This window comes from Dechloromonas sp. ZY10 (assembly GCF_041378895.1).
Taxonomy (GTDB): domain Bacteria; phylum Pseudomonadota; class Gammaproteobacteria; order Burkholderiales; family Rhodocyclaceae; genus Azonexus; species Azonexus aquae.
The window spans coordinates 1,272,731-1,292,103 of the sequence record NZ_CP144212.1; the positions used below are offsets into that span (position 1 = coordinate 1,272,731).

At 62.9% G+C, this 19,373-nt stretch carries 18 protein-coding genes; 14 read left to right on the plus strand and 4 right to left on the minus strand.

The features are described from left to right. Positions 1 to 85: 85 nt before the first annotated feature. The 6 genes from VX159_RS05790 to VX159_RS05815 all read left to right on the plus strand — a co-directional run bounded on the left by VX159_RS05790 (position 86) and on the right by VX159_RS05815 (position 6,785). Entirely contained in the window at positions 86 to 598 is a 513-nt protein-coding gene (locus VX159_RS05790; protein ID WP_371325026.1) for a DUF4442 domain-containing protein, read from the plus strand. Continuing rightward, a complete protein-coding gene (locus tag VX159_RS05795) occupies positions 595 to 1,170 on the plus strand; it encodes a chalcone isomerase family protein (RefSeq protein ID WP_371325027.1) in 576 nt (191 codons plus the stop codon). Before VX159_RS05790 ends, VX159_RS05795 begins: the two co-directional genes overlap by 4 nt. 22 nt (positions 1,171 to 1,192) lie before the next feature. Then, entirely contained in the window at positions 1,193 to 2,854 is a 1,662-nt protein-coding gene (locus VX159_RS05800) for a long-chain-fatty-acid--CoA ligase (RefSeq protein ID WP_371325028.1), read from the plus strand. Between the two features lie 110 nt (positions 2,855 to 2,964). Beyond that, the gene (locus VX159_RS05805) at positions 2,965 to 3,912 is read left to right on the plus strand and encodes an NAD(P)H-dependent flavin oxidoreductase (RefSeq protein WP_371325029.1); all 948 of its coding nucleotides are present in this window, start codon (positions 2,965 to 2,967) and stop codon (positions 3,910 to 3,912) included. 134 nt (positions 3,913 to 4,046) lie between these two features. Beyond that, the gene (locus VX159_RS05810; RefSeq protein WP_371325030.1) at positions 4,047 to 5,843 is read left to right on the plus strand and encodes an acyl-CoA dehydrogenase; all 1,797 of its coding nucleotides are present in this window, start codon (positions 4,047 to 4,049) and stop codon (positions 5,841 to 5,843) included. A gap of 120 nt (positions 5,844 to 5,963) precedes the next feature. Then, positions 5,964 to 6,785 carry a crotonase/enoyl-CoA hydratase family protein gene (locus VX159_RS05815; RefSeq protein WP_371325031.1) on the plus strand — a complete coding sequence of 274 codons (822 nt, stop codon included), beginning with the start codon at positions 5,964 to 5,966 and terminating at the stop codon, positions 6,783 to 6,785. A gap of 156 nt (positions 6,786 to 6,941) precedes the next feature. On the opposite strand, the gene VX159_RS05820 is transcribed toward VX159_RS05815, so the two are convergent. Both VX159_RS05820 and VX159_RS05825 read right to left on the minus strand, forming a co-directional pair. Then, positions 6,942 to 7,670 carry a hypothetical protein gene (locus VX159_RS05820; protein ID WP_371325032.1) on the minus strand — a complete coding sequence of 243 codons (729 nt, stop codon included), beginning with the start codon at positions 7,668 to 7,670 and terminating at the stop codon, positions 6,942 to 6,944. Positions 7,671 to 8,058: 388 nt separating this feature from the next. Beyond that, complete coding sequence (locus tag VX159_RS05825) at positions 8,059 to 8,442, minus strand: VOC family protein (protein ID WP_371325033.1); 384 nt, start codon at positions 8,440 to 8,442, stop codon at positions 8,059 to 8,061. Between the two features lie 165 nt (positions 8,443 to 8,607). On the opposite strand from VX159_RS05825, the gene VX159_RS05830 reads away from it, so the two are divergent. Further along, entirely contained in the window at positions 8,608 to 9,315 is a 708-nt protein-coding gene (locus VX159_RS05830) for a helix-turn-helix transcriptional regulator (RefSeq protein WP_371325034.1), read from the plus strand. Positions 9,316 to 9,396: 81 nt separating this feature from the next. On the opposite strand, the gene VX159_RS05835 is transcribed toward VX159_RS05830, so the two are convergent. Together VX159_RS05835 and VX159_RS05840 are read right to left on the minus strand one after the other, a co-directional pair. Continuing rightward, a complete protein-coding gene (locus VX159_RS05835; protein WP_371325035.1) occupies positions 9,397 to 10,413 on the minus strand; it encodes a Fe(3+) ABC transporter substrate-binding protein in 1,017 nt (338 codons plus the stop codon). 148 nt (positions 10,414 to 10,561) lie between these two features. Continuing rightward, positions 10,562 to 11,089: a C40 family peptidase gene (locus VX159_RS05840; protein ID WP_371325036.1), complete on the minus strand. Its 528-nt coding sequence runs from the start codon at positions 11,087 to 11,089 to the stop codon at positions 10,562 to 10,564. A gap of 134 nt (positions 11,090 to 11,223) precedes the next feature. On the opposite strand from VX159_RS05840, the gene VX159_RS05845 reads away from it, so the two are divergent. The 7 genes from VX159_RS05845 to VX159_RS05875 all read left to right on the plus strand — a co-directional run bounded on the left by VX159_RS05845 (position 11,224) and on the right by VX159_RS05875 (position 19,315). Further along, positions 11,224 to 12,219: an oxidoreductase gene (locus VX159_RS05845; RefSeq protein ID WP_371325037.1), complete on the plus strand. Its 996-nt coding sequence runs from the start codon at positions 11,224 to 11,226 to the stop codon at positions 12,217 to 12,219. A 104-nt stretch (positions 12,220 to 12,323) separates the two neighbouring features. After that, on the plus strand, positions 12,324 to 14,216 hold the full coding sequence (locus tag VX159_RS05850) for a propionate--CoA ligase (protein ID WP_371325038.1): 1,893 nt from the start codon (positions 12,324 to 12,326) through the stop codon (positions 14,214 to 14,216). A 177-nt stretch (positions 14,217 to 14,393) separates the two neighbouring features. Beyond that, positions 14,394 to 15,890 carry an exopolyphosphatase gene (gene ppx / locus VX159_RS05855; RefSeq protein WP_371325039.1) on the plus strand — a complete coding sequence of 499 codons (1,497 nt, stop codon included), beginning with the start codon at positions 14,394 to 14,396 and terminating at the stop codon, positions 15,888 to 15,890. A gap of 2 nt (positions 15,891 to 15,892) precedes the next feature. Further along, positions 15,893 to 16,999 carry an ABC transporter permease gene (locus tag VX159_RS05860; protein WP_371325040.1) on the plus strand — a complete coding sequence of 369 codons (1,107 nt, stop codon included), beginning with the start codon at positions 15,893 to 15,895 and terminating at the stop codon, positions 16,997 to 16,999. 19 nt (positions 17,000 to 17,018) lie between these two features. Beyond that, the gene (locus VX159_RS05865; protein WP_371325041.1) at positions 17,019 to 17,783 is read left to right on the plus strand and encodes an ABC transporter ATP-binding protein; all 765 of its coding nucleotides are present in this window, start codon (positions 17,019 to 17,021) and stop codon (positions 17,781 to 17,783) included. 9 nt (positions 17,784 to 17,792) lie between these two features. Next, entirely contained in the window at positions 17,793 to 18,719 is a 927-nt protein-coding gene (locus VX159_RS05870) for an MlaD family protein (RefSeq protein WP_371325042.1), read from the plus strand. Beyond that, positions 18,716 to 19,315 carry a hypothetical protein gene (locus VX159_RS05875; RefSeq protein WP_371325043.1) on the plus strand — a complete coding sequence of 200 codons (600 nt, stop codon included), beginning with the start codon at positions 18,716 to 18,718 and terminating at the stop codon, positions 19,313 to 19,315. The genes VX159_RS05870 and VX159_RS05875 overlap by 4 nt, the downstream gene beginning before the upstream one ends. Positions 19,316 to 19,373: the final 58 nt, after the last annotated feature.

Sequence of the window (19,373 nt, forward strand, 5' to 3'; positions counted from 1 at the left end):
AGCGGCCGGGGGAAAACGCCGATTTCCACGGTCGACCGTAAAAAAACAGCTTTTCCCTCACCCCTTTGATCCTCGATCCTGAAGCATGAAACCTGCCTGGCTGGCCAAACTCTCCCCGTCGTGGCGCGCGCGCATGGTGCGCCTCGGCTTCAACCTGCACCCGGCGTTTCGCGGGAGCGGCGGGCGGGTGGTGCACGTCGGGCGCGACCTGCGCCACATCCGCATCGCGCTGCCGCTGTCGTGGAAGACGCGCAACATCGTCGGCTCGCTCTACGGCGGCTCGCTGTTCGCGATCACCGATGGGGCGCATCCGATGATGCTGATGGCGGCGCTGGGCGACGGTTACATCGTCTGGGACAAGGCGGCGAGCATTCGCTACAAGAAGCCGGGTTACACCACGCTCTATGCCGATTTTGTGCTGACGGCCGAGGAACTGGCCGAGATTCGGCGGCGTCTGGCCGAACATCCGGAACTGGAGCAGACCTTCCAGATCGAATTAAAAGATGCGCAAGGCGTGGTGCACACCGTGGTTGAGCGCACCGTGTATATCGCCGAAAAGAATTTTTACCGCAATAAATCCATTGGAGGAGACTTATGAGCGCAAACCATCGTCTGGCCGGCCTGGTCCTGGCTGCCGGGCTGTTCGCCGCCACCAGCGCTTATGCTGCCGAGGTCGCCGGCGTCAAGCTCGACGACAGCCAGCGGGTCGCTGGCAGCGAACTGTTGCTCAACGGCGCCGGCCTGCGCAGCAAGCTGTTCATCAAGCTGTATGTTGCGGCGCTCTATCTGCCGCAGAAGGCGACCGGCGCGGCCGCCGTGCTCGATGCGCCGGGGCCGCGCCGGATGCAACTGCGGCTGCTGCGTGAAATCGGCGCCGATACCCTGCATGGTGCGCTCGAAGAAGGCCTGGCCAACAACAATACGGCGGTCGAACTCGATGCGATCAAAACCCAGAGCGAACAGTTCGGTGCATTGATGAAAGGTTTGGGCAAGGTCCGTGAAGGCGATAGCGTGACGCTCGATTTCACCGCCGATGGCGTTGCCGTCAGCCTGAATGGCGAAGTCCGTGGCAAAGTGGCCGGTGTGGCTTTCGGCAAGGCATTGCTGAAGGTCTGGCTGGGCGAGAAACCGGCCGATGCGGCCCTGAAAAAAGCCCTGCTCGGCAACTGACCGGCAGGCGGAGGAGACAAACATGGAAAAAATCTGGTTGCAAAGCTACCCGGCGGAAATTCCGGCCGAAATCGACATCGACCACATCCCGTCGCTGGTCGCGCTATTCGAAGATGCCTGCAAGAAGTTCGCCGACAAGGTCGCCTACATCAGCATGGGCAAGGAAATGACCTATCGCCAGCTTGACGACGAGGCGCGCGCTTTTGCCGGCTGGCTGCAGTCGCTGGGGCTGAAGAAGGGTGATCGTGTCGCCTTGATGATGCCCAACCTGCTGCAATATCCGGTGGCGCTGTTCGGCACGCTGCGCGCCGGCTGCGTGGTGGTCAATTGCAACCCGCTGTACACCCCGCGTGAACTGGAACACCAGCTGAAGGATTCCGGGGCGACCGCCATCGTCATCGTCGAGAATTTTGCTCACACTCTGCAACAGGTGCTGCCGACCACCGCGATCCGCCATGTCGTGGTCACGCCGATGGGCGAGATGCTGGGTACGGTCAAGGGGGCGCTGGTCAATCTGGTCGTTCGTCACGTCAAGAAGCTGGTCCCGGACTGGAACATTCCGGTCGCGATCAACTTTGCTTCGGCGCTGGCGGCCGGCCGTCGCCATGGTTTCAAGCCGGTGCCGCTGACCCAGGGCGACCTCGCTTTCCTGCAATACACCGGTGGCACCACCGGCGTCTCGAAGGGGGCGATGCTGACCCACGCCAATATCGCGTCCAACGTGACCCAGGCCTACACCTGGATTCATCCGGTGGTTCGCGATGGCGAGGAACTGGTCGTCACTGCCTTGCCGCTGTATCACATCTTCGCGCTGACCGCGAACTGCCTGACCTTCCTGATGATCGGCGCCCGTAACCTGCTGATTGCCAACCCGCGCGACATTCCCAATTTCGTCAAGGAATGGAGCAAGTACCCGGTCACTGCCTTTACCGGCGTCAATACCCTGTTCAATGCGCTGCTCAACAACCCGGAATTCGCCAAGCTCGACTTTTCGACCCTGCGCGTGACGCTGGGTGGTGGCATGGCGGTGCAGGGGCCGGTCGCCGAACGCTGGAAAAAGCTGACCGGGACGCCGCTGCTGCAGGCCTACGGCCTGACCGAAACCTCGCCGGCGGCGACCATCAACCCGCTCGACATGAAGGACTTCAACGGCGCCATCGGCCTGCCGATTTCCTCGACCGAAGTTTCGATCCGCGACGACATCGGCGCCGAGGTGCCGGTCAACCAGGTGGGCGAAATCTGCATCCGTGGCCCGCAGGTGATGCAGGGCTACTGGCAGCGCCCCGATGAAACCGCCAATGTCTTCCACCCGGACGGTTTCCTGCGCACCGGCGACATGGGTTACATGGACAAAAAAGGCTTCATTTTCCTGGTCGACCGTAAAAAGGACATGATTCTGGTCTCCGGCTTCAACGTCTATCCCAACGAGGTCGAGGAGGCCGTGGCGATGCACCCCGGCGTGATCGACGTGGCCGCCATCGGCGTTGCCGACGAGCATTCGGGCGAGGCGGTGAAGATTTTCGTGGTGCGCAAGGACCCGGCGCTGACCGAAAAGGCCTTGATTGAACACTGCCGCACCGTGCTTACCGGTTACAAGGTGCCCAAGCACGTCGAGTTCCGCGACGACCTGCCGCGTACCAACGTCGGCAAGATTCTCCGCCGCGCCTTGAAAGAAGCCGCCTAGTTTTTGGGGGCCGGGTGCCGGGTCGTAAGCTGTTGTCAGCCAATGACCTAGCACCAGCCAGTACCGACCTACCGTTGATTGTTAACGACCAACCTTCTGCGACGCAAAACATGCCCATTCCCGCATCCCTGAATCAGAACCTGACGCTGCCGGTGATCTGCGCGCCGATGTTCATCGTTTCCAACCCCAACCTGGTGATTGCCCAGTGCCAGAGCGGCGTCATCGGCTCCTTCCCGGCGCTCAACGCGCGGCCCAAGGAACTGCTCGACGAGTGGCTGACCAGGATTCGCGCCACCCTGGCCGAAAGCCCGAACGCCGCGCCGTTTGCGGTTAACCAGATCATCCACCCGTCGAACGACCGGCTGGAGCACGACATGGCCCTGTGCGTGAAGCACCAGGTGCCGCTGATCATCACCAGCCTGTCGGCACCGACCCAGATCGTGCCGCACGTCCATGCCTACGGCGGCAAGGTCTTCCACGACGTGATCAGCGTCCGCCACGCCGAAAAGGCGCTCGAAGCCGGAGTCGATGGCCTGATCCTGGTCTGCGCCGGGGCCGGCGGCCACGCCGGGACCTTGAGCCCGTTTGCGCTGGTCAGTGAAATCCGCAAGTTCTACGACGGCCCGATTGCGCTTTCCGGCGCCATCAGCACCGGCCAGAATATCCTCGCCGCGCAGGCGCTGGGCGCTGATTTTGCCTACATCGGCACCCGCTTCATCGCCACCCGCGAGGCGAATGCGGTCGACGCCTACAAACAGGCAATTATCGAATCGGCGGCCAAGGACGTGGTGTACACCCCGTACTTCACCGGCGTCCATGGCAACTACCTGAAGAAGAGCATCGTCGCTGCCGGCCTCGATCCGGACGACCTGCCAGTCAAGGACAAGACCGCGATGAGCTTTGGCAGCAGCCGCGACGCCAAGGCCTGGCGCGATATCTGGGGCGCTGGTCAGGGCGTCGGCAGCATCGACCAAGTGCTGCCCGCCGCCGAACTGATCGCCCGGATGAAGACCGAATACCTGACTGCCAAGGCCGAACTGCTGGCCAAGGCATTTTAAGCATCCGGCGGTGTGGACCGTAGTGGTCCGCGCCGCCGGCGTAAAGACGTAGCAACAAGCATTCAGTTTGCGCCCGGTTTTTGCCCGCTTGGCGCGTTAATATCAAACGAACGATTGACCTAGGAGACTGGAAAATGAGCGACTACCGCGCCCCGATCAAGGACATGCGCTTTGTCATGGATGAAATCGCCGGCTTTGCCGAGATCGGCCAACTGCCGGGTTGCGAAGAGGCGACCCCCGATCTCGCCGACGCGATTCTCGACGAAGCCGCCAAACTCGCCAGCGAAGTGCTGGCGCCGCTCAACCGCCTGGGCGACCAGCAGGGCTGCCAGCTGACCGCCAGCGGCGTGACCACGCCCAAAGGCTGGAAGGAAGCCTACGACCAGTACCGCGAAGCCGGCTGGAACGGCATTACGCTGCCCGCCGAGTTTGGCGGCCAGGGCCTGCCCGACCTGCTCGGGATCGCGGTCAAGGAAATGATCTGCTCGTCGAACATGGCTTTCTCGCTCGGCCCTTTACTCACCACCGGCGCTGTCGAAGCGCTGCTGACCTGCGCCAGCGACGAGCTGAAGGCGGTCTTCCTCGACAAGATGGTTTCCGGCGAGTGGACCGGCACGATGAACCTGACCGAGCCGCAGGCCGGCTCCGACCTGGCGCTGATCCGCAGCAAGGCCGAGCCGCAGGCCGACGGCACTTACCGCGTCTTCGGCCAGAAGATTTTCATCACCTACGGCGACCACGACATGACCGACAACATCGTGCATTTGGTGCTCGCCCGCCTGCCGGACGCGCCGGCCGGGGTCAAGGGGATTTCGATGTTCCTGGTGCCCAAGTTCCTGGTCAATGCCGACGGTTCGCTCGGTGAGCGCAACGACGCCTACTGCGTGTCGATTGAACACAAGCTCGGCATCCACGCCAGCCCGACCTGCGTCATGGCTTATGGTGACAACGGTGGCGCCGTTGGTTACCTGCTCGGCGAAGCCAATCGCGGCCTTGAGTACATGTTCATCATGATGAACGAAGCCCGCCTCGGCGTCGGCCTGCAGGGCGTTGCCCTTGGCGAACGCGCCTACCAGCAGGCGCTGGCCTATGCCCGCGACCGCAAGCAGGGCCGCGATGCGCTGACCGGCGAGGCGCTGGTCTCGATCGACAAGCACCCCGACGTGCGCCGTATGCTGATGTTGATGAAGTCGCGCGTCGAAGCTTGCCGCGCCATGACCTATTACACCGCCGGCCTGCTCGACCGCGCCCACAAGCACCCGGACGCCGACGTGCGCAAGCAGAGCCTCTACCTGGCTGAGCTGATGATCCCCATCGTCAAGGGTGGCAGCACCGAAATGGGCATCGAAGTCACCTCGCTCGGCGTGCAGATTCACGGCGGCATGGGCTTCATCGAAGAAACCGGCGCCGCGCAACACTGGCGCGATTCGCGCATCACCACCATTTACGAAGGCACCACCGGCATCCAGGCCAACGACCTGCTGTTCCGCAAGCTGATGCGCGACCAGGGCGCCACCGCCAAGGTGGTGTTTGGCGAGGTGTACGCTACGGCCAAGGCACTCGGCGCTTCCGGCCAGCCGGAATTGCAGGCCATCGGCCAGAAGCTCGGCGCCAGCCTCAAGGCCTGGACCGTTGCCACCGAATGGCTCGCCGGCAATGCCAAGAGCGGCCTGGCCGGCGTGCTCACCGCTGCCGTGCCTTACCTGCACCTGGCGGTCACCGTCACCGGCGGCTGGATGCTCGGAAAATCGGCGTTGGCCGCTGCTGGCCATTTGGCCAAGGGCGAGGGCGATGCCCAGTTTTATCGCAACAAAATCGCCACCGCCCGCTTCTACGCCGACCAGATGCTGCCGCAAGCCGCCGCCTACGCCGAAACGACGATGGCCGGCGATGCCGCGCTGACCGGTTGCGGCGACGAGTTGTTCGAGTAATGCCCCGGCGGGAGCGTGTGCCTGCACCGCGCGCTCCCGTGGCTCCGCTGTTCTCTCTCTGTGCATCTCCTTGTTGCCCCCGCTGGTCGGGGGCTTTTTTTGCCTGTTGGAGTGTCGACCGTGAAATTGCCCGCAACCACCGTGATTGAACTTGGTTTTAACGCCGGCGTGCTCGAAGTGCGCCTCAACCGCCCCGAGCGCGCCAACGCGCTGGACGATGCGATGTGGCAGGAACTGCGCCAGGTCTTCGATTGGGCTGACGGCGAGCCCGCCGTGCGCGTCGCCATCCTCGCCGGCGCCGGCCGCCACTTCTGCGCCGGGATCGACCTGGCGATGCTCGGCGGCGTCATGCAGCGCATTGCCCATCCGGACGAAGCACGCAGCCGCGAAGCCCTGCGCCGGCTGATCCTCGATCTGCAGGACTGCCTGACCAGCCTGGAACGCTGCCGCAAGCCGGTCCTCGCCGCGATCCACGGCGCCTGCCTGGGCGGCGGGCTCGACCTGGTTGCCTGCTGCGATATGCGCTACGTCGCCGCCGACGCCGAACTGGCGATCCGCGAAATCGACCTCGGCATGGTCGCCGACGTCGGCAGCCTGCAACGCCTGCCGCGCCTGATGCCGCCCGGACTGGTCCGCGAACTCGCCTACACCGGGCGCAGCCTGACCGCCGCCGAAGCCGTCGCCTGCGGCCTGGCCAACGCCAGCCTGCCCGACGCCGACGCGCTGCTCGCCCACGTCCGCGCCATCGCCGCCCAAATCGCCGAAAAATCCCCGCTCGCCATTCGCGGCAGCAAGGAAATGCTCAACTACAGCCGCGACCACAGCCTCGCCGACAGCCTCAACTACGTCGCCACCTGGAACGCCGGCCAACTACTCTCCGCCGACCTGCGCGAAGCGATGGCGGCCGGGCGGGAGAGGAGGGCGGGGCGGTTCGGGGATTGAGTGGGTTGCCTGATGGGGGGGCTGCGTTGGTCGTTGAATGGCAGCTGCCGCCCCTGAGCTTCCCTTAGACGCTTTGGAAAGCGGATCTTTAACGTTTGAATTCACCGGCCTTGCGCGGCTTTATGCGCAAGGTCCGGTGAATTGATGGGTTCGGCATCATCGACGCCCTTGAGGAGCAAGCCCTATTTGCTTTAGGAGCAAGAGCCCCAAACGACTAGCCTGATGACATTTGACTTTAAAATTGCCAGAAAAGCGATCGAACTCAGGCGCACCATCACGGTCTTTCGCAATTTCCGCGCTTACTAGGCCAAGTCGAATAAGGTGGTCTCTGTAGCTCTTTTGTATTGCTTCGGCATCGACTTCATCTTCCGATGATCCAAGATGAGCGGACTTTGGATGAAGTACGTTTTTATGAAGCTCACGGAATTCCTGATCTCTGCCAGTGGTCGGAACGGCATAGAACCGCAGCCATATCACCTCCACGTCTGACAATTCGCCTAGAAGCCGCATGAGATGTTTTGTCTCGGCGTAGGAAATCGCATCTGATGAAAGGCTTGTGGCAAGCAGAGTAGCCAAGTACTCGCGCCTCTCCGATGTAGTAGCGCGAGATGCCTGTCGAAGTGCCTCTTCCGATAGGTCAGTGAACTCTTCGTCGTTGAGTGCGGCTGTAACCGATCCCTTTTCTAAGTGTTCAATGCGCTGTTCGAGCTTTGAAGCAAAGTCAGCGATCCGATCTACTCGCTGCCTCGGAATAATTGATCCAGCAATCTCCGCCAGAAGCGACCCCGCGAAAGGAATGGCGCTAAGAATAGCCTTGGCACCAGCGGTCACGTAGTCAACTGCGTTGGCTTGAATCGGAGTTGGAAGGTTGTCGTTAGTGCTCATGATGTGATGATGTCGAACGTAATGTCGACGTCAATTTTGCAGGGTTTCTCGGACTTTTGACAGATAACTTGGCGACCAAGGTTGGCGCAATCCATTGTTTTAAAAATAAATTTTTGGGTATTGCAAGTCCGCAGACAGTACTAAGTATTTTGCCAAACCCTGCAAGCAGGCAAAAAGTGCCAACGGCATTATACGACTGCTTTCGGGCGACTCGACCACTGGCCGCTTCTGGCCGGAAGTAGCCATTTGTGATTCCGAGGGTGGGCTTACTCTTCCGCCGATAACCTGCACGTTCCCACATAATTTCCCGCTTTCCCACGGTCGACCGTGAAAAACGCAAAAAACCGCCCGGCTGGGTTGCCGGGCGGTGAAGCGGGTGGGGGCCGCTTTAGTTCGGCGAGTACAGCCCGACCCGGTTGCCTTCGCAGTCGATAAACAGCGCAATGTGGCCGATGGCTTTGCCGTCGGGCCTTTGGCCGAGGTCGGTTTTGGCCATGTCGATACGGCCGCCGGCTGCCGGAATGCGGGCGAGGATGCTGTTGAGGTCGGCACCGCCGTTGAGGTAGATCAGCGTGCCTTGCGCGCTGGGTTGCAGTTGCGGCGCGGCGATCAGGGCGCCGGAGGGCTGGCCTTCGGCGTGGGGGAAGATGGCCATGGTGTGGCCGCCGCAGTTTTCCGGGCGCAGTTGGGTGGCGAGGATGTCCTGGTAAAAGCGGGTGGCGCGGTCGAGGTCGGCGACGGGGATTTCGAACCAGCAAATCGGGGTGTGCATGTGTTTTCTCCGGTGAGTGTGGCCCGGCGGCTGCCGGGATGCCTCGCATTGTCGGCCGGGGCTCCTGACAGCCTGGTGTCAGGAGTCTTGGCGCGGGCCTGGTGGCAGCGTGCTACGCTGCGCTTCCTCCTTGCCTGCTGCTGCCACTGTGCGGCTATTGATGCCATGCGCCCGGTCGACCGCCTGTTCCGTATCCTGTTATTGCTCCGCCACGGCCGCGTGGTGACCGCCGCGCAACTGGCGGTGATGCTGGAGGTGTCGGAGCGCACGGTGTATCGCGACATTGCCGCCTTGCAGTTGTCCGGGGTGCCGGTCGATGGCGAGGCCGGCGTCGGCTACCGGCTGCGCCGCGATTTCCAGGTGCCGCCCTTGATGTTTGCCGGCGACGAGCTGGCGGCGCTGGCGATTGGCGCCAAGCTGGTCGCGGCCTGCGGCGATGCGGCCCTGGGGGCGGCGGCGGCGTGTGCGTTGGCGCGGATCGAGGCGGTCTTGCCGCGTGCCGAGGAGGCGCGGATCAGTGCCTTGAGCGAGCGTTATCTGGCGCCGGATTTCATGCGCCCAATGGCGCAGCGCGAGCCGCTGGCGGCCTTGCGCGAGGGCATCGCGACCAGCCGCAAGGTGACGGTGACGTACCGGCGCGGCGACGGCGAACTGTCGCAGCGCTGCCTGTGGCCGCTTGGCCTGGTCTTCTGGGGGCATTGCTGGACGCTCGGCGCGTGGTGCGAGTTGCGCCAGGAATTCCGCACTTTCCGGGTTGATCGGATTCAGACGGTGGCGGTCAGCGACGAGCCTTTTGCCGACCGCTATGGCCACTTGTGGCAGGAATACTTGGCCCGGCAACGCGGCGAAGGCGATTGCGCAGCCGCCCAATGAAAATTGCCCGTTGCCACGGTCGACCGTGAAAACGGGCAAAAATGCCGCCCGCCGGGGTGGCGGGCCAAGGGGGAAAGGGGCTTACTTGAAGCCGGCGCGGTCGAACAGGATTTGCGCCTTGGTCGCGTACATCGCCAGATTCTTGACCGGCAGGCTGTCGGCCTTGAATTTGCCCATCGCTTCCAGGCCCGGGTTGCTGATCTTGACGCTGGCGACGGCCGGCCATTCGTTGTTGCCGTCGGCAAAGTAACGCTGGGCTTCGTCGGAGGCGAGGTATTCGAGGAACTTGACCGCCGCTTCCTTGTTCGGCGCGGTCTTCAGCATACCGCCGCCGGAAACGTTGATGTGGGCGCCGGTATTGCCCTGGTTGGGCCAGACAATGCCGACTTTTTCCATCATCTTTTGATCTTCCGGCTTGGTCGAGCGCAGCAGGCGGGCGACGTAGTAGGTGTTGGAGATCGCCACGCCGCATTCGCCGGCCGAGACCGCCTTGATCTGGTCGGTATCGCCGCCCTTCGGCGCCCGCGCGAAATTGGCGACCATGCCCTTGGCCCATTGCTCGGCCTTGGCTTCGCCTTCGTGCGAAATCACTGCGGCCATCAGCGACAGGTTGTAGGGGTGCGAACCCGAGCGCGAGCAGAATTTGCCCTTGAGCTTGGGATTGGCGAGGTCGGCGTAGTTCTGCACATCCTCGGCCTTGACCGTGCCCTTGTTGTACACGATTACCCGGGCGCGGGTCGAGAAGGAGAACCAGTCTTCGGCGCGCAGGTGGGCGGGGATGCGGCTTTCGAGCAGCTTGGACTGGACCGGGGCGAACAGGCCGAGTTCATGCGCCTTGGCCAGACGGGCAGCGTCGACGGTGAGGAAGACGTCGGCCGGGCTGTTGGCGCCTTCGTTCTTCAGGCGTTCGAGCAACTCGTCTTCCTTGCCCTCGATGCGATTGATCTTGATCCCGGTCTGCTTGGTGAAGTTGCTGTACAGCGCTTCGTCGGTTTGGTAGTGGCGGGCCGAGTAGAGGTTCAGCACCTTTTCCTGGGCTGTGGCAGCGCTGCCGATCAGCAGCAGGCCGACGACGGTCAGACCAAGTTTGCTACGCATGGGTTTCTCCAGATGTTGTTGTAGGTATTGCTTGCAATTCGCCAGCGAGTTTAGCGGGACTGAAAAATTTTGTAAATGAGAAACGTTATTGAATGCTGATGTAAAAAAAGCGGCTTTCGCCGCTTGATCTGGTCGCGCACCGCAGGCTTCAGTTGCCTTCGAGAATGCGGCGGGCGCCGTTGTAGCGCTTGACCCAATAGCTGCTTTCCATGCTTTCGACGCGGACTTCGGCGCCGGCGCGCGGGGCGTGCATGAAGTAGTTGTCGCCGAGGTAGATCCCGACATGCGAGAAGGTGCGGCGCATGGTGTTGAAGAAGACCAGGTCGCCCGGCTTGAGCTGGCTGGCATCGATCTGCTGGCCGACTTCGCTCATTTCCTTGGCAGTACGCGGGAGCAGGGCACCGATGCTGTCCTTGAACACCAGGCGGACAAAGCCGCTGCAATCAAGGCCGGAATCCTCGTTGTTGCCGCCCCAGCGGTAGCGGATGCCGACCAGCTTGAGCCCCTGCAGGATCACATCCTGCGCAGCATTGGTATAGCGTTCGAGGAAGGAAAGCGGGGTTTGCTGTTCGTCCGCCTTGCGGACCGGTTCGGCGACGGAGACGCTGGCAACCCCGGCAAACAGGGTAACAGCGACCGCGAGGGAACGGGTTACGGAAGTTAGAACTTTACGCATAGCCGCAGAATGTAGTGCAAATCGCTGCCGCTGTAAACACGTTGTCGTAATATTTGCAGGAGTTCGCCACACGGACTATTGTTCATAATCCGTAATTATGAATACAATTTTAACTTCACAGGAGATACAGCACGATGGATTCCTTCAAGGCATTGTTGATCGAGGAGCGCGACGGCAAGGTTGGCAACCGCTTCGTCGAGATGAACGAGAGCCAGCTCGACGCCGGTAACGTGACCATTCGCGTTGCCTATTCGAGCATCAACTACAAGGATGCGCTGGCCGCCACCGGCGCCGGCAAGATCATTCGCCGTTTCCCCTGTGTCGGCGGGATCGACCTGTCCGGCGTCGTGGTGGCCAGCGACGACTCGCGCTTCAAGGCCGGTGACGCGGTGATCGCCACTAGTTTCGACATCGGTGTCGCCCATCACGGCGGTTATGCCGAATACGCTCGCGTGCCGGGCGACTGGGTGGTGCCGTTGCCGGCCGGCCTCAGCCTTTACGACGCGATGGCACTCGGCACCGCCGGCTTTACTGCGGCCTTGGGTATTGTCCGTATGGAAGAAAACGGCCTGACTCCGGCCAAGGGTCCGGTGATCGTTACCGGCTCGACCGGTGGCGTCGGCAGCCTGGCCATCGACATGCTGGCCAAGCTTGGCTACCACGTCGTCGCGCTGACCGGCAAGGCCGAAGAGGCCGACTACCTGAAGAGCCTGGGCGCGGCCGAGGTGATGCTGCGCCAGGAGCTTGACCTGGCCAAGATTCGTCCGCTCGACAAGGCGCGCTGGGCCGGTGCCGTCGATAACGTCGGCGGCGACACCCTGGCCTGGATTGCCAGCACGATGCAGCAGGGTGGCACCATCGCCAGCATTGGCCTGGCCGCCAGTCATCTGTTGAATACCACGGTGATGCCTTTCATCCTGCGCGGCGTGTCGCTGCTCGGGGTCGATTCCGGCTACATCCGCGAACCTTATCGCCAAGGCGTCTGGCAACGCCTGGCCGGCGACCTGCGGCCACCGCATCTTGAGCGGATGTCGCGCAAGGTTGCCTTCGATGCGTTACCCGCCCTGTTCGACGAGTACATCGCCGGCAAGGCCAAGGGACGTGTCGTGGTAGAGCTGGCCGGCGGCTAAGCCCCGGTCACGTCTCGGTCCTTTTTCGGAGGGCGGCAAATAACGATTACAGGCCGCCCATTTCGTTTGTGCAGGAAATTTGTCAGTAAGAGAGGGATGTCTTCATGACGACATACAAGGAGTTTCACCAGTATTCAATCGAAAAACCGAATGAATTCTGGACCGAGCAGGCACAGTTGATCGATTGGCAGGAACCGTTCACCCAGGTGTGCGACTTCTCCCGCCCGCCTTTCGTCAAATGGTTTGTCGGTGGCAAGACCAACCTGTGTCACAACGCGATTGACCGTCATGCGGCCAAGCGCCCGAATGACAAGGCGCTGATCTACATCTCGACCGAAACCGATGAGGAGAAGGTGTATTCCTTCGCCGAGTTGCAGACCGAGGTCGAGCGTATGGCGGCAATCTATCAGAGCCTCGGCGTCAAGAAGGGCGACCGCGTCCTGATCTACATGCCGATGATCCCGCAGGCTGCTTTTGCGATGTTCGCCGCCGCCCGTATCGGCGCCGTGCATTCCGTCGTTTTCGGCGGTTTCGCCTCCGGCTCGCTGGCCACCCGCATTGACGATGCCAAGCCGACCCTGATCGTTTCTTCCGACGCCGGCATGCGCGGCGGCAAGGCCGTGCCCTACAAGCACCTGCTCGACGAAGCGATTGAGATCGCCGAGCACAAGCCGGCCAAAGTGCTGATGATCGACCGTGGCCTCGACCAGGGTTTCAACAAGGTCGACGGACGCGACGTCGATTACGCCACCCTGCGCGAGCAGCATCTGAACGCCAAGGTCGCTTGCGAATGGCTGGAATCCTCCGAGCCGTCCTACATCCTCTACACCTCCGGCACCACCGGCAAGCCCAAGGGCGTGCAGCGCGATACCGGCGGCTATGCCGTGGCGCTGGCCTCGTCGATGAAGCACATCTACTGCGGTGGCGAGGGTGAGACCTACTTCTCGACCTCGGACATCGGCTGGGTGGTCGGCCACTCCTACATCATCTACGGCCCGCTGATCGCCGGCATGGCCACGATCATGTACGAAGGCACACCGCTGCGTCCGGATCCGGGCATTTGGTGGCAGATCGTCGAGAAGTACAAGGTCAACGTGATGTTCTCGGCGCCGACCGCTGCCCGCGTGCTGAAGAAGCAGGACCCGGCGTACATGCACAAGTACGACCTGTCGTCCCTGAAGCACATCTTCATGGCCGGCGAGCCGCTGGATCAGCCGACCCACGAGTGGTTCCAGAACGAACTGCAGAAGCCGGTGATCGACAACTACTGGCAGACCGAAACCGGCTGGCCGATGCTGGCCGCGCTGCATGGCGTTGAAAAGACCCCGATCAAGTTCGGTTCGCCGTCCTTCCCGGTCTATGGCTACAACCTCAAGATCTTCCGCGAGGACGGTTCCGAGTGCGGCCCGAACGAGAAGGGCATCGCCGCCGTCGTGCCGCCGCTGCCGCCCGGCTGTTTGTCCACCGTCTGGGGCCAGGACGAGCGTTTCGTCAGCACCTACTTCAGCCTGTTCAAGGAGCCGCTGGTCTACTCCTCCTACGACTGGGCGATCAAGGACGATGACGGTTATTTCACCATCCTCGGCCGTACCGACGATGTGATCAACGTCGCTGGCCACCGCCTCGGCACCCGCGAAATCGAGGAAGCGATCCAGAACCACGCTGCCATCGCCGAAGTCGCGGTTGTCGGCGTCGAGGACAAGCTCAAGGGCCAGATGCCGATGGCTTTTGCCGTGGTCAAGGATGCGTCCAAGATCGCCACGCCGGAACTGGTCAAGGCGCTGGAGAAGGAAGTGTTTGCCACGGTCGACGGGATTTTGGGCGCAATTGCCCGCCCGGCCCGTGTGCACTTCGTGGTTGGCCTGCCCAAGACCCGCTCCGGCAAGATGCTGCGCCGCTCGCTGCAGGCGCTGGCCGAGGGTCGCGATCCGGGCGATCTGACCACCATCGAAGATCCGTCCACGCTCGAAAACATCAAAAATCTGTTGGCAGGTTGATCCTCCGCAGTCTCTCCCGCAAACGCCGGCCTTCGGGTCGGCGTTTTTTTTCGTCGATAGCGGCCGGAATTGTAAAAATCCGGCTCGGGGCAGGGTGCTAAAATCCCTGCTGGCAGGGGCTTTGCGCGCGAAGCACGGAAGTCCCAGCGTTTTTTATTTTCCTCTGGTGCTGCACTGATGATTTACGAAACCGTTGCTGCGGTCGACATGGGTTCCAACAGCTTTCGCCTGCAGGTCGGGCGGGTGGTGGATGATCAGATCTATCCCCTTGATTCGCTGAAGGCGCCGGTGCGGCTGGCTTCCGGTCTGACTGCCGACAAAATGCTCGACGCTGCCGCGCAACAGCGAGCGATCGACGCCCTGCGCCTGTTCGGCGAGCGCCTGCGCGGTCTCGACCAGGGCGCGGTGCGGGCAGTGGCGACCAATGCTTTACGGGTGGCCAAGAATGCCGCCGATTTTTTGCCGCGTGCTGAGGAAGCGCTGGGTTTTCCGATTGAAATCATCGCCGGACGCGAAGAGGCGCGGCTGATCTACATCGGTGCCTCGCATGCCCTGCCGTCGGCGCCGCACAAGCGGCTGGTGGTCGACATCGGCGGTGGTTCGACCGAGTTCATCATCGGCAAGCGGCACGAGCCGCTGATGATGGAATCGCTGTACATGGGCTGCGTCAGCTACTCGTTGCGCTTCTTTCCGGATCGCAAGATCGACAAGAAGCGACTGCGCGAGGCGCAGATCGCGGCGGCCAAGGAAATTGAACTGATCGCCCACGAATACCAGAGCCTCGGCTGGAAAGAGGCAGTGGGTTCGTCGGGGTCGGCGCGGGCGATTGCCGACGTGCTCGAACTCAATGGCCTCAACCCGAATGGCGAGAGCGGGATTACCCGGGTCGGCCTCGACAAGCTCTGTTCGCTGCTGATCAAGGCGGGGTCGGCCGAGGCGCTCGATCTGCCGGGGGTCAAGACCGACCGCCTGCCGGTGTTGCCGGGCGGGGTGGCGATCATGTCGGCCATCTTCGAAGAGCTTGATATCGAGCGCATGACCTATTCCGACGGCGCCCTGCGTCAGGGTGTGCTCTACGACTTGCTCGGGCGCTTCCATCATCACGATATGCGCGATGCGACGGTGGCGCAGTTCCGCCGCCGTTACCAGGTTGAGCGCGACCAGGTCGAGCGGGTCGAGGCCGTGGCGCTCTCGGCGCTGGCGCAGTTGTCCGGCGGCGAAGCGGGTGAGGACGATGTGCACTTCCTGACCTGGGCAGCGCGCCTGCACGAGATCGGGATTTCGATTGCGCACAACGCTTACCACAAGCACGGTGCCTATATCCTGACCTATGCCGACATGCCCGGTTTCTCGAAAAAAGATCAGGCACGACTGGCGATGCTGGTCCTCGGCCATCGCGGCAAGCTGGAAAAGTTGAGCAGCCTGCCTTCGAGTGACAGCGCCTGGCGACTGATCTTCTGCCTGCGCCTGGCGGTGTTGCTCAACCGCACCCGCGACGACCGCGACTTGCCCGCCTGGCAGGTGACTCCGGCCGCCAACGGTTTTCTCGTCGAGGTCGATGCGCAGTGGCTGAAGGCCAATCCCTGGACGGCTGCGGCGCTGACTGAAGAAAGCGGGGTCTGGAAGCAGATCGGGCGGCCTTATCAGGTCCGGCCGCTGGTCGCCGGAGGCTGAACTTGCATACGCCACCGTCACTGCTCAGGGACGGAGCGACGGTTCGCCTGAGCGGCGAATGGACGCTGGCGGCGATGTTGCCGGGACTGGCCACCCTGCAGCAGCAACTGGCCGCGTTTGCCGCCGATGCGGAAAGCTGGGATCTGGTCGCGGTCGAGCGGATCGACAGTGCCGCAGCGGTGCTGTTGTGGCGGGTGTGGGGCGAGGTCTGGCCCAGTGGCTTGCTGGTCTCTCCCTTGCAGCGGCAGGTGCTGGCGCGAGCCGCCGCCTTGCCGCACGATCTGCCGCCGGTCGAACCCGAGTTGCCGCACCCGGTCGCGGTACTGGGCGGGCAACTGCTCAAGGCGGCGGAAAACTTTCGCGGCTTGGTGACCTTGTTCGGACGCTTGTTGCTCGACCTGGTGTATTTGCTGCGGCATCCGGCCGATCTTCCGGCCAAGGAATTCGCCGCCAATATCTACAAATCCGGGGTGCTGGCGCTGCCGGTCACGGCCTTGGTCGGTTTCCTGATCGGTGTCGCGATCAGTTATCTGTCGGCCTTGCAGTTGAAGAATCTCGGTGCCGACCTGTTCATCGTCAATATCCTGGGCATCGGCATCGTCCGCGAACTCGGCCCGGTGCTGGTCGCGGTGCTGGTTGCCGGGCGTTCCGGTTCGGCGATGACGGCACAGATCGGGGTGATGCGGGTGACCGAGGAAATCGACGCGCTGGCGACGATGGGTATTCCGCGCAGCGTGCGCGTGGTTTTGCCCAAAATTGCCGCGTTGACCGTGGTGATGCCCTTGCTGGTCTTCTGGACCTCGGCGGTGGCGCTGTTCGGCGGCATGCTCGCGGCCTGGCTGCAACTCGACCTGTCGCTGGCCTATTTCATCGACAACCTGCCGCGCGCGGTGCCGGTCGCCAACCTGTGGATCGGGCTGGCCAAGGGGGTCTGCTTCGGTTTTATCATCGCGCTGGTCGCCTGCCACTTCGGCCTGCGCGTCAAGCCCAACAGCGAAAGCCTGGCCAGCAGCACGACGCGGGCGGTGGTGACGGCGATCACCGCCGTGATCCTGATCGATGCGCTGTTTGCAATCTTCACCCGACAGGTCGGGATTCCCCGTCTGTGAGCCGCCGAGCCATTCGTCAATGAACGCGCCAACCCAGCCGCCGGTGATCGAATTGCGCGGGGTGCATACCCGTTTTGGCGGCCGGGTCATCCACCGTGACCTCAATTTGCGCATTGAGCCCGGGCAGATTGTCGGCCTGCTGGGCGAATCGGGCAGCGGCAAGACCACGCTGCTGCGCGAGATTCTCGGCCTGCACCAGCCCGATGCCGGTTCGGTGCACCTCTTCGGTGTCGACCTGGCCGACCCGGACATCGCCCGCCAGCGCTCGGTACGCCGACGGCTGGGGATGCTGTTCCAGCACGGGGCGCTGTTTTCGGCGCTGACGGCCTTCGACAACATTGCCTTTCCGTTGCGCGAGCTGAAGTGTCTCGACGAAGACTGGATTCGCCGCCTGGTCCATCTCAAGCTGGCGATGGTCGGGCTGGAACCGGCGCAGGGACGGCTGATGCCGGCCGAACTGTCGGGCGGCATGGTCAAGCGCGTGGCGCTGGCCCGGGCGCTGGCGCTGGAGCCCGAACTGCTGTTGCTCGATGAGCCGACCGCCGGCCTCGACCCGGATCGCAGCCAGAACTTCGTCGAACTGATCGCGGCATTGCAAAAGGAGCTTGGGCTGACCGTGCTGATGGTCACCCATGACCTGAATACCCTGGCCGGGCTCGCCAGCCATGTCGCCGTACTGGCCGATCACCAGGTCGCGGCCTTTGGTCGGCAGGAGCAGGTGATGACCTCCGACCATCCATTCGTTACCGGTTTCTTTGCCGGCGACCGGCGAAAACTGCTTTAATCGCGGCTTATGGAAAACAAATCGCATGCCTTTGCCGCCGGCCTGTTTGCGCTGGCCTTCATCGCCGCTGCGGTGCTGGCGCTGTACTGGCTGGGCGGCGGCAGCCAGGATACGCACGAATACGTGGTGGTCGCCAAGCAGAATGTCAGCGGCCTCAACCCGCAGGCGCAGGTGCGCTATCGTGGCATCCGGGTCGGCAAGGTCAATGAGATCCGGCTCGATCCCGACGATTACAGCAACATCCTGATTTCGATTGAAATCAGCGATGACGTACCGCTGACCAAAGGCACGGTTGCCAAGCTCAATTACCAGGGCGTGACCGGATTGGCGCATATCCTGTTGCTGGAAACCGGCAAGCATCCCGAGCCGCTGCCGCCAAACGATGCCGATCCACCCAAAATCGCGATGATCCCGTCGCTGATGGAAGAATTGAGCGAGTCGGGCATGGCGACGCTGAAGCAGGCGCGGCAAGTGATGCACAACCTCGGAGAGACGCTGGGCGAGGAAAATCGCCGTCACCTGGCCAGCACCTTGCGCAATCTGGCGGTGGCTTCCGAGCGGCTGGCGCCGACTCTTGAGCGGCTCGACGGGACGCTTGCCCGCGTCGGTCGCCTGGCCGATGAAAAGACGCTCGCTGGCCTGGCCGCCGCTGCCCAGGAAGCTGGGCCGCTGCTCGCCGAAACCCGCACGCTGGTTGGCCGCCTGCAGGGTACCGGGGCGCGGGTCGATGCGCTGATCGGTGAAGCCGATGGCGAGGGGGTTGCCGCCCTCTTGCCGCGACTCAACGAATTGAGTCGGGACATGGCGCAAACCACGCACCAGTTGAACCGGGTTTTGCGGATTGTCGAGGAAACCCCGCAGGGGCTAATCTTCGGCCCGCCGGCGGTGCCGCCGGGGCCGGGCGAGGCGGGCTTTGTGGCAACGGGAGGACGATGATGCGACGTAGCCTACGAACCGTAGCGGGACTGCTGCTGGCGCTGGCGACCAGCGCCTGCCTGACCGGTGGCCGGCGCGGCGGCGACGCGGCGATGACGGCTTACGATCTTGGCTTGCCGGTGATGCGGGCAGAGGCTGGAGGCTCGGCGGGCACGCGCTGGCAACTGGAGGTCAAGGCGCCGGTCTGGCTCGACAGTGCAGCGATGGTCTATCGCCTGGCCTATGCCGATCCAGCGCAGTGGCGAGAATTCAGCCAGGCGCGCTGGGTCGCGCCGCCGGCCGGCTTGCTCGAACGCCGCCTGCAACGGCTGCTCGGCTACGCCCCTGCCGGCCGGCGGGGCGCTTGTCTGCTACGGCTGGAACTCGATGAATTCAGCCAGGTATTCACCGATCCGCAGCGCAGCCATGCGCTGCTCTGGCTGCAGGCCAGCTGGTTTGATGGCGAGCGCAAGCCCTTGCTGGTCAAACCGGTGCGGATCGAACTGGCAGCCGGCGCCGATGCGCAGAGCGGGGTTGCGGCGCTGGTGCAGGCGGTCGAAAGCCTGGCTGGGCAACTGGCGGCGCAAGAAAAGACCTTGTCGGCAAATTGCCGCTGACGATCACGGTCAACCGGCAAAAAACACGAATTTGATCGTTGACCGTGTGAGCCGGCCT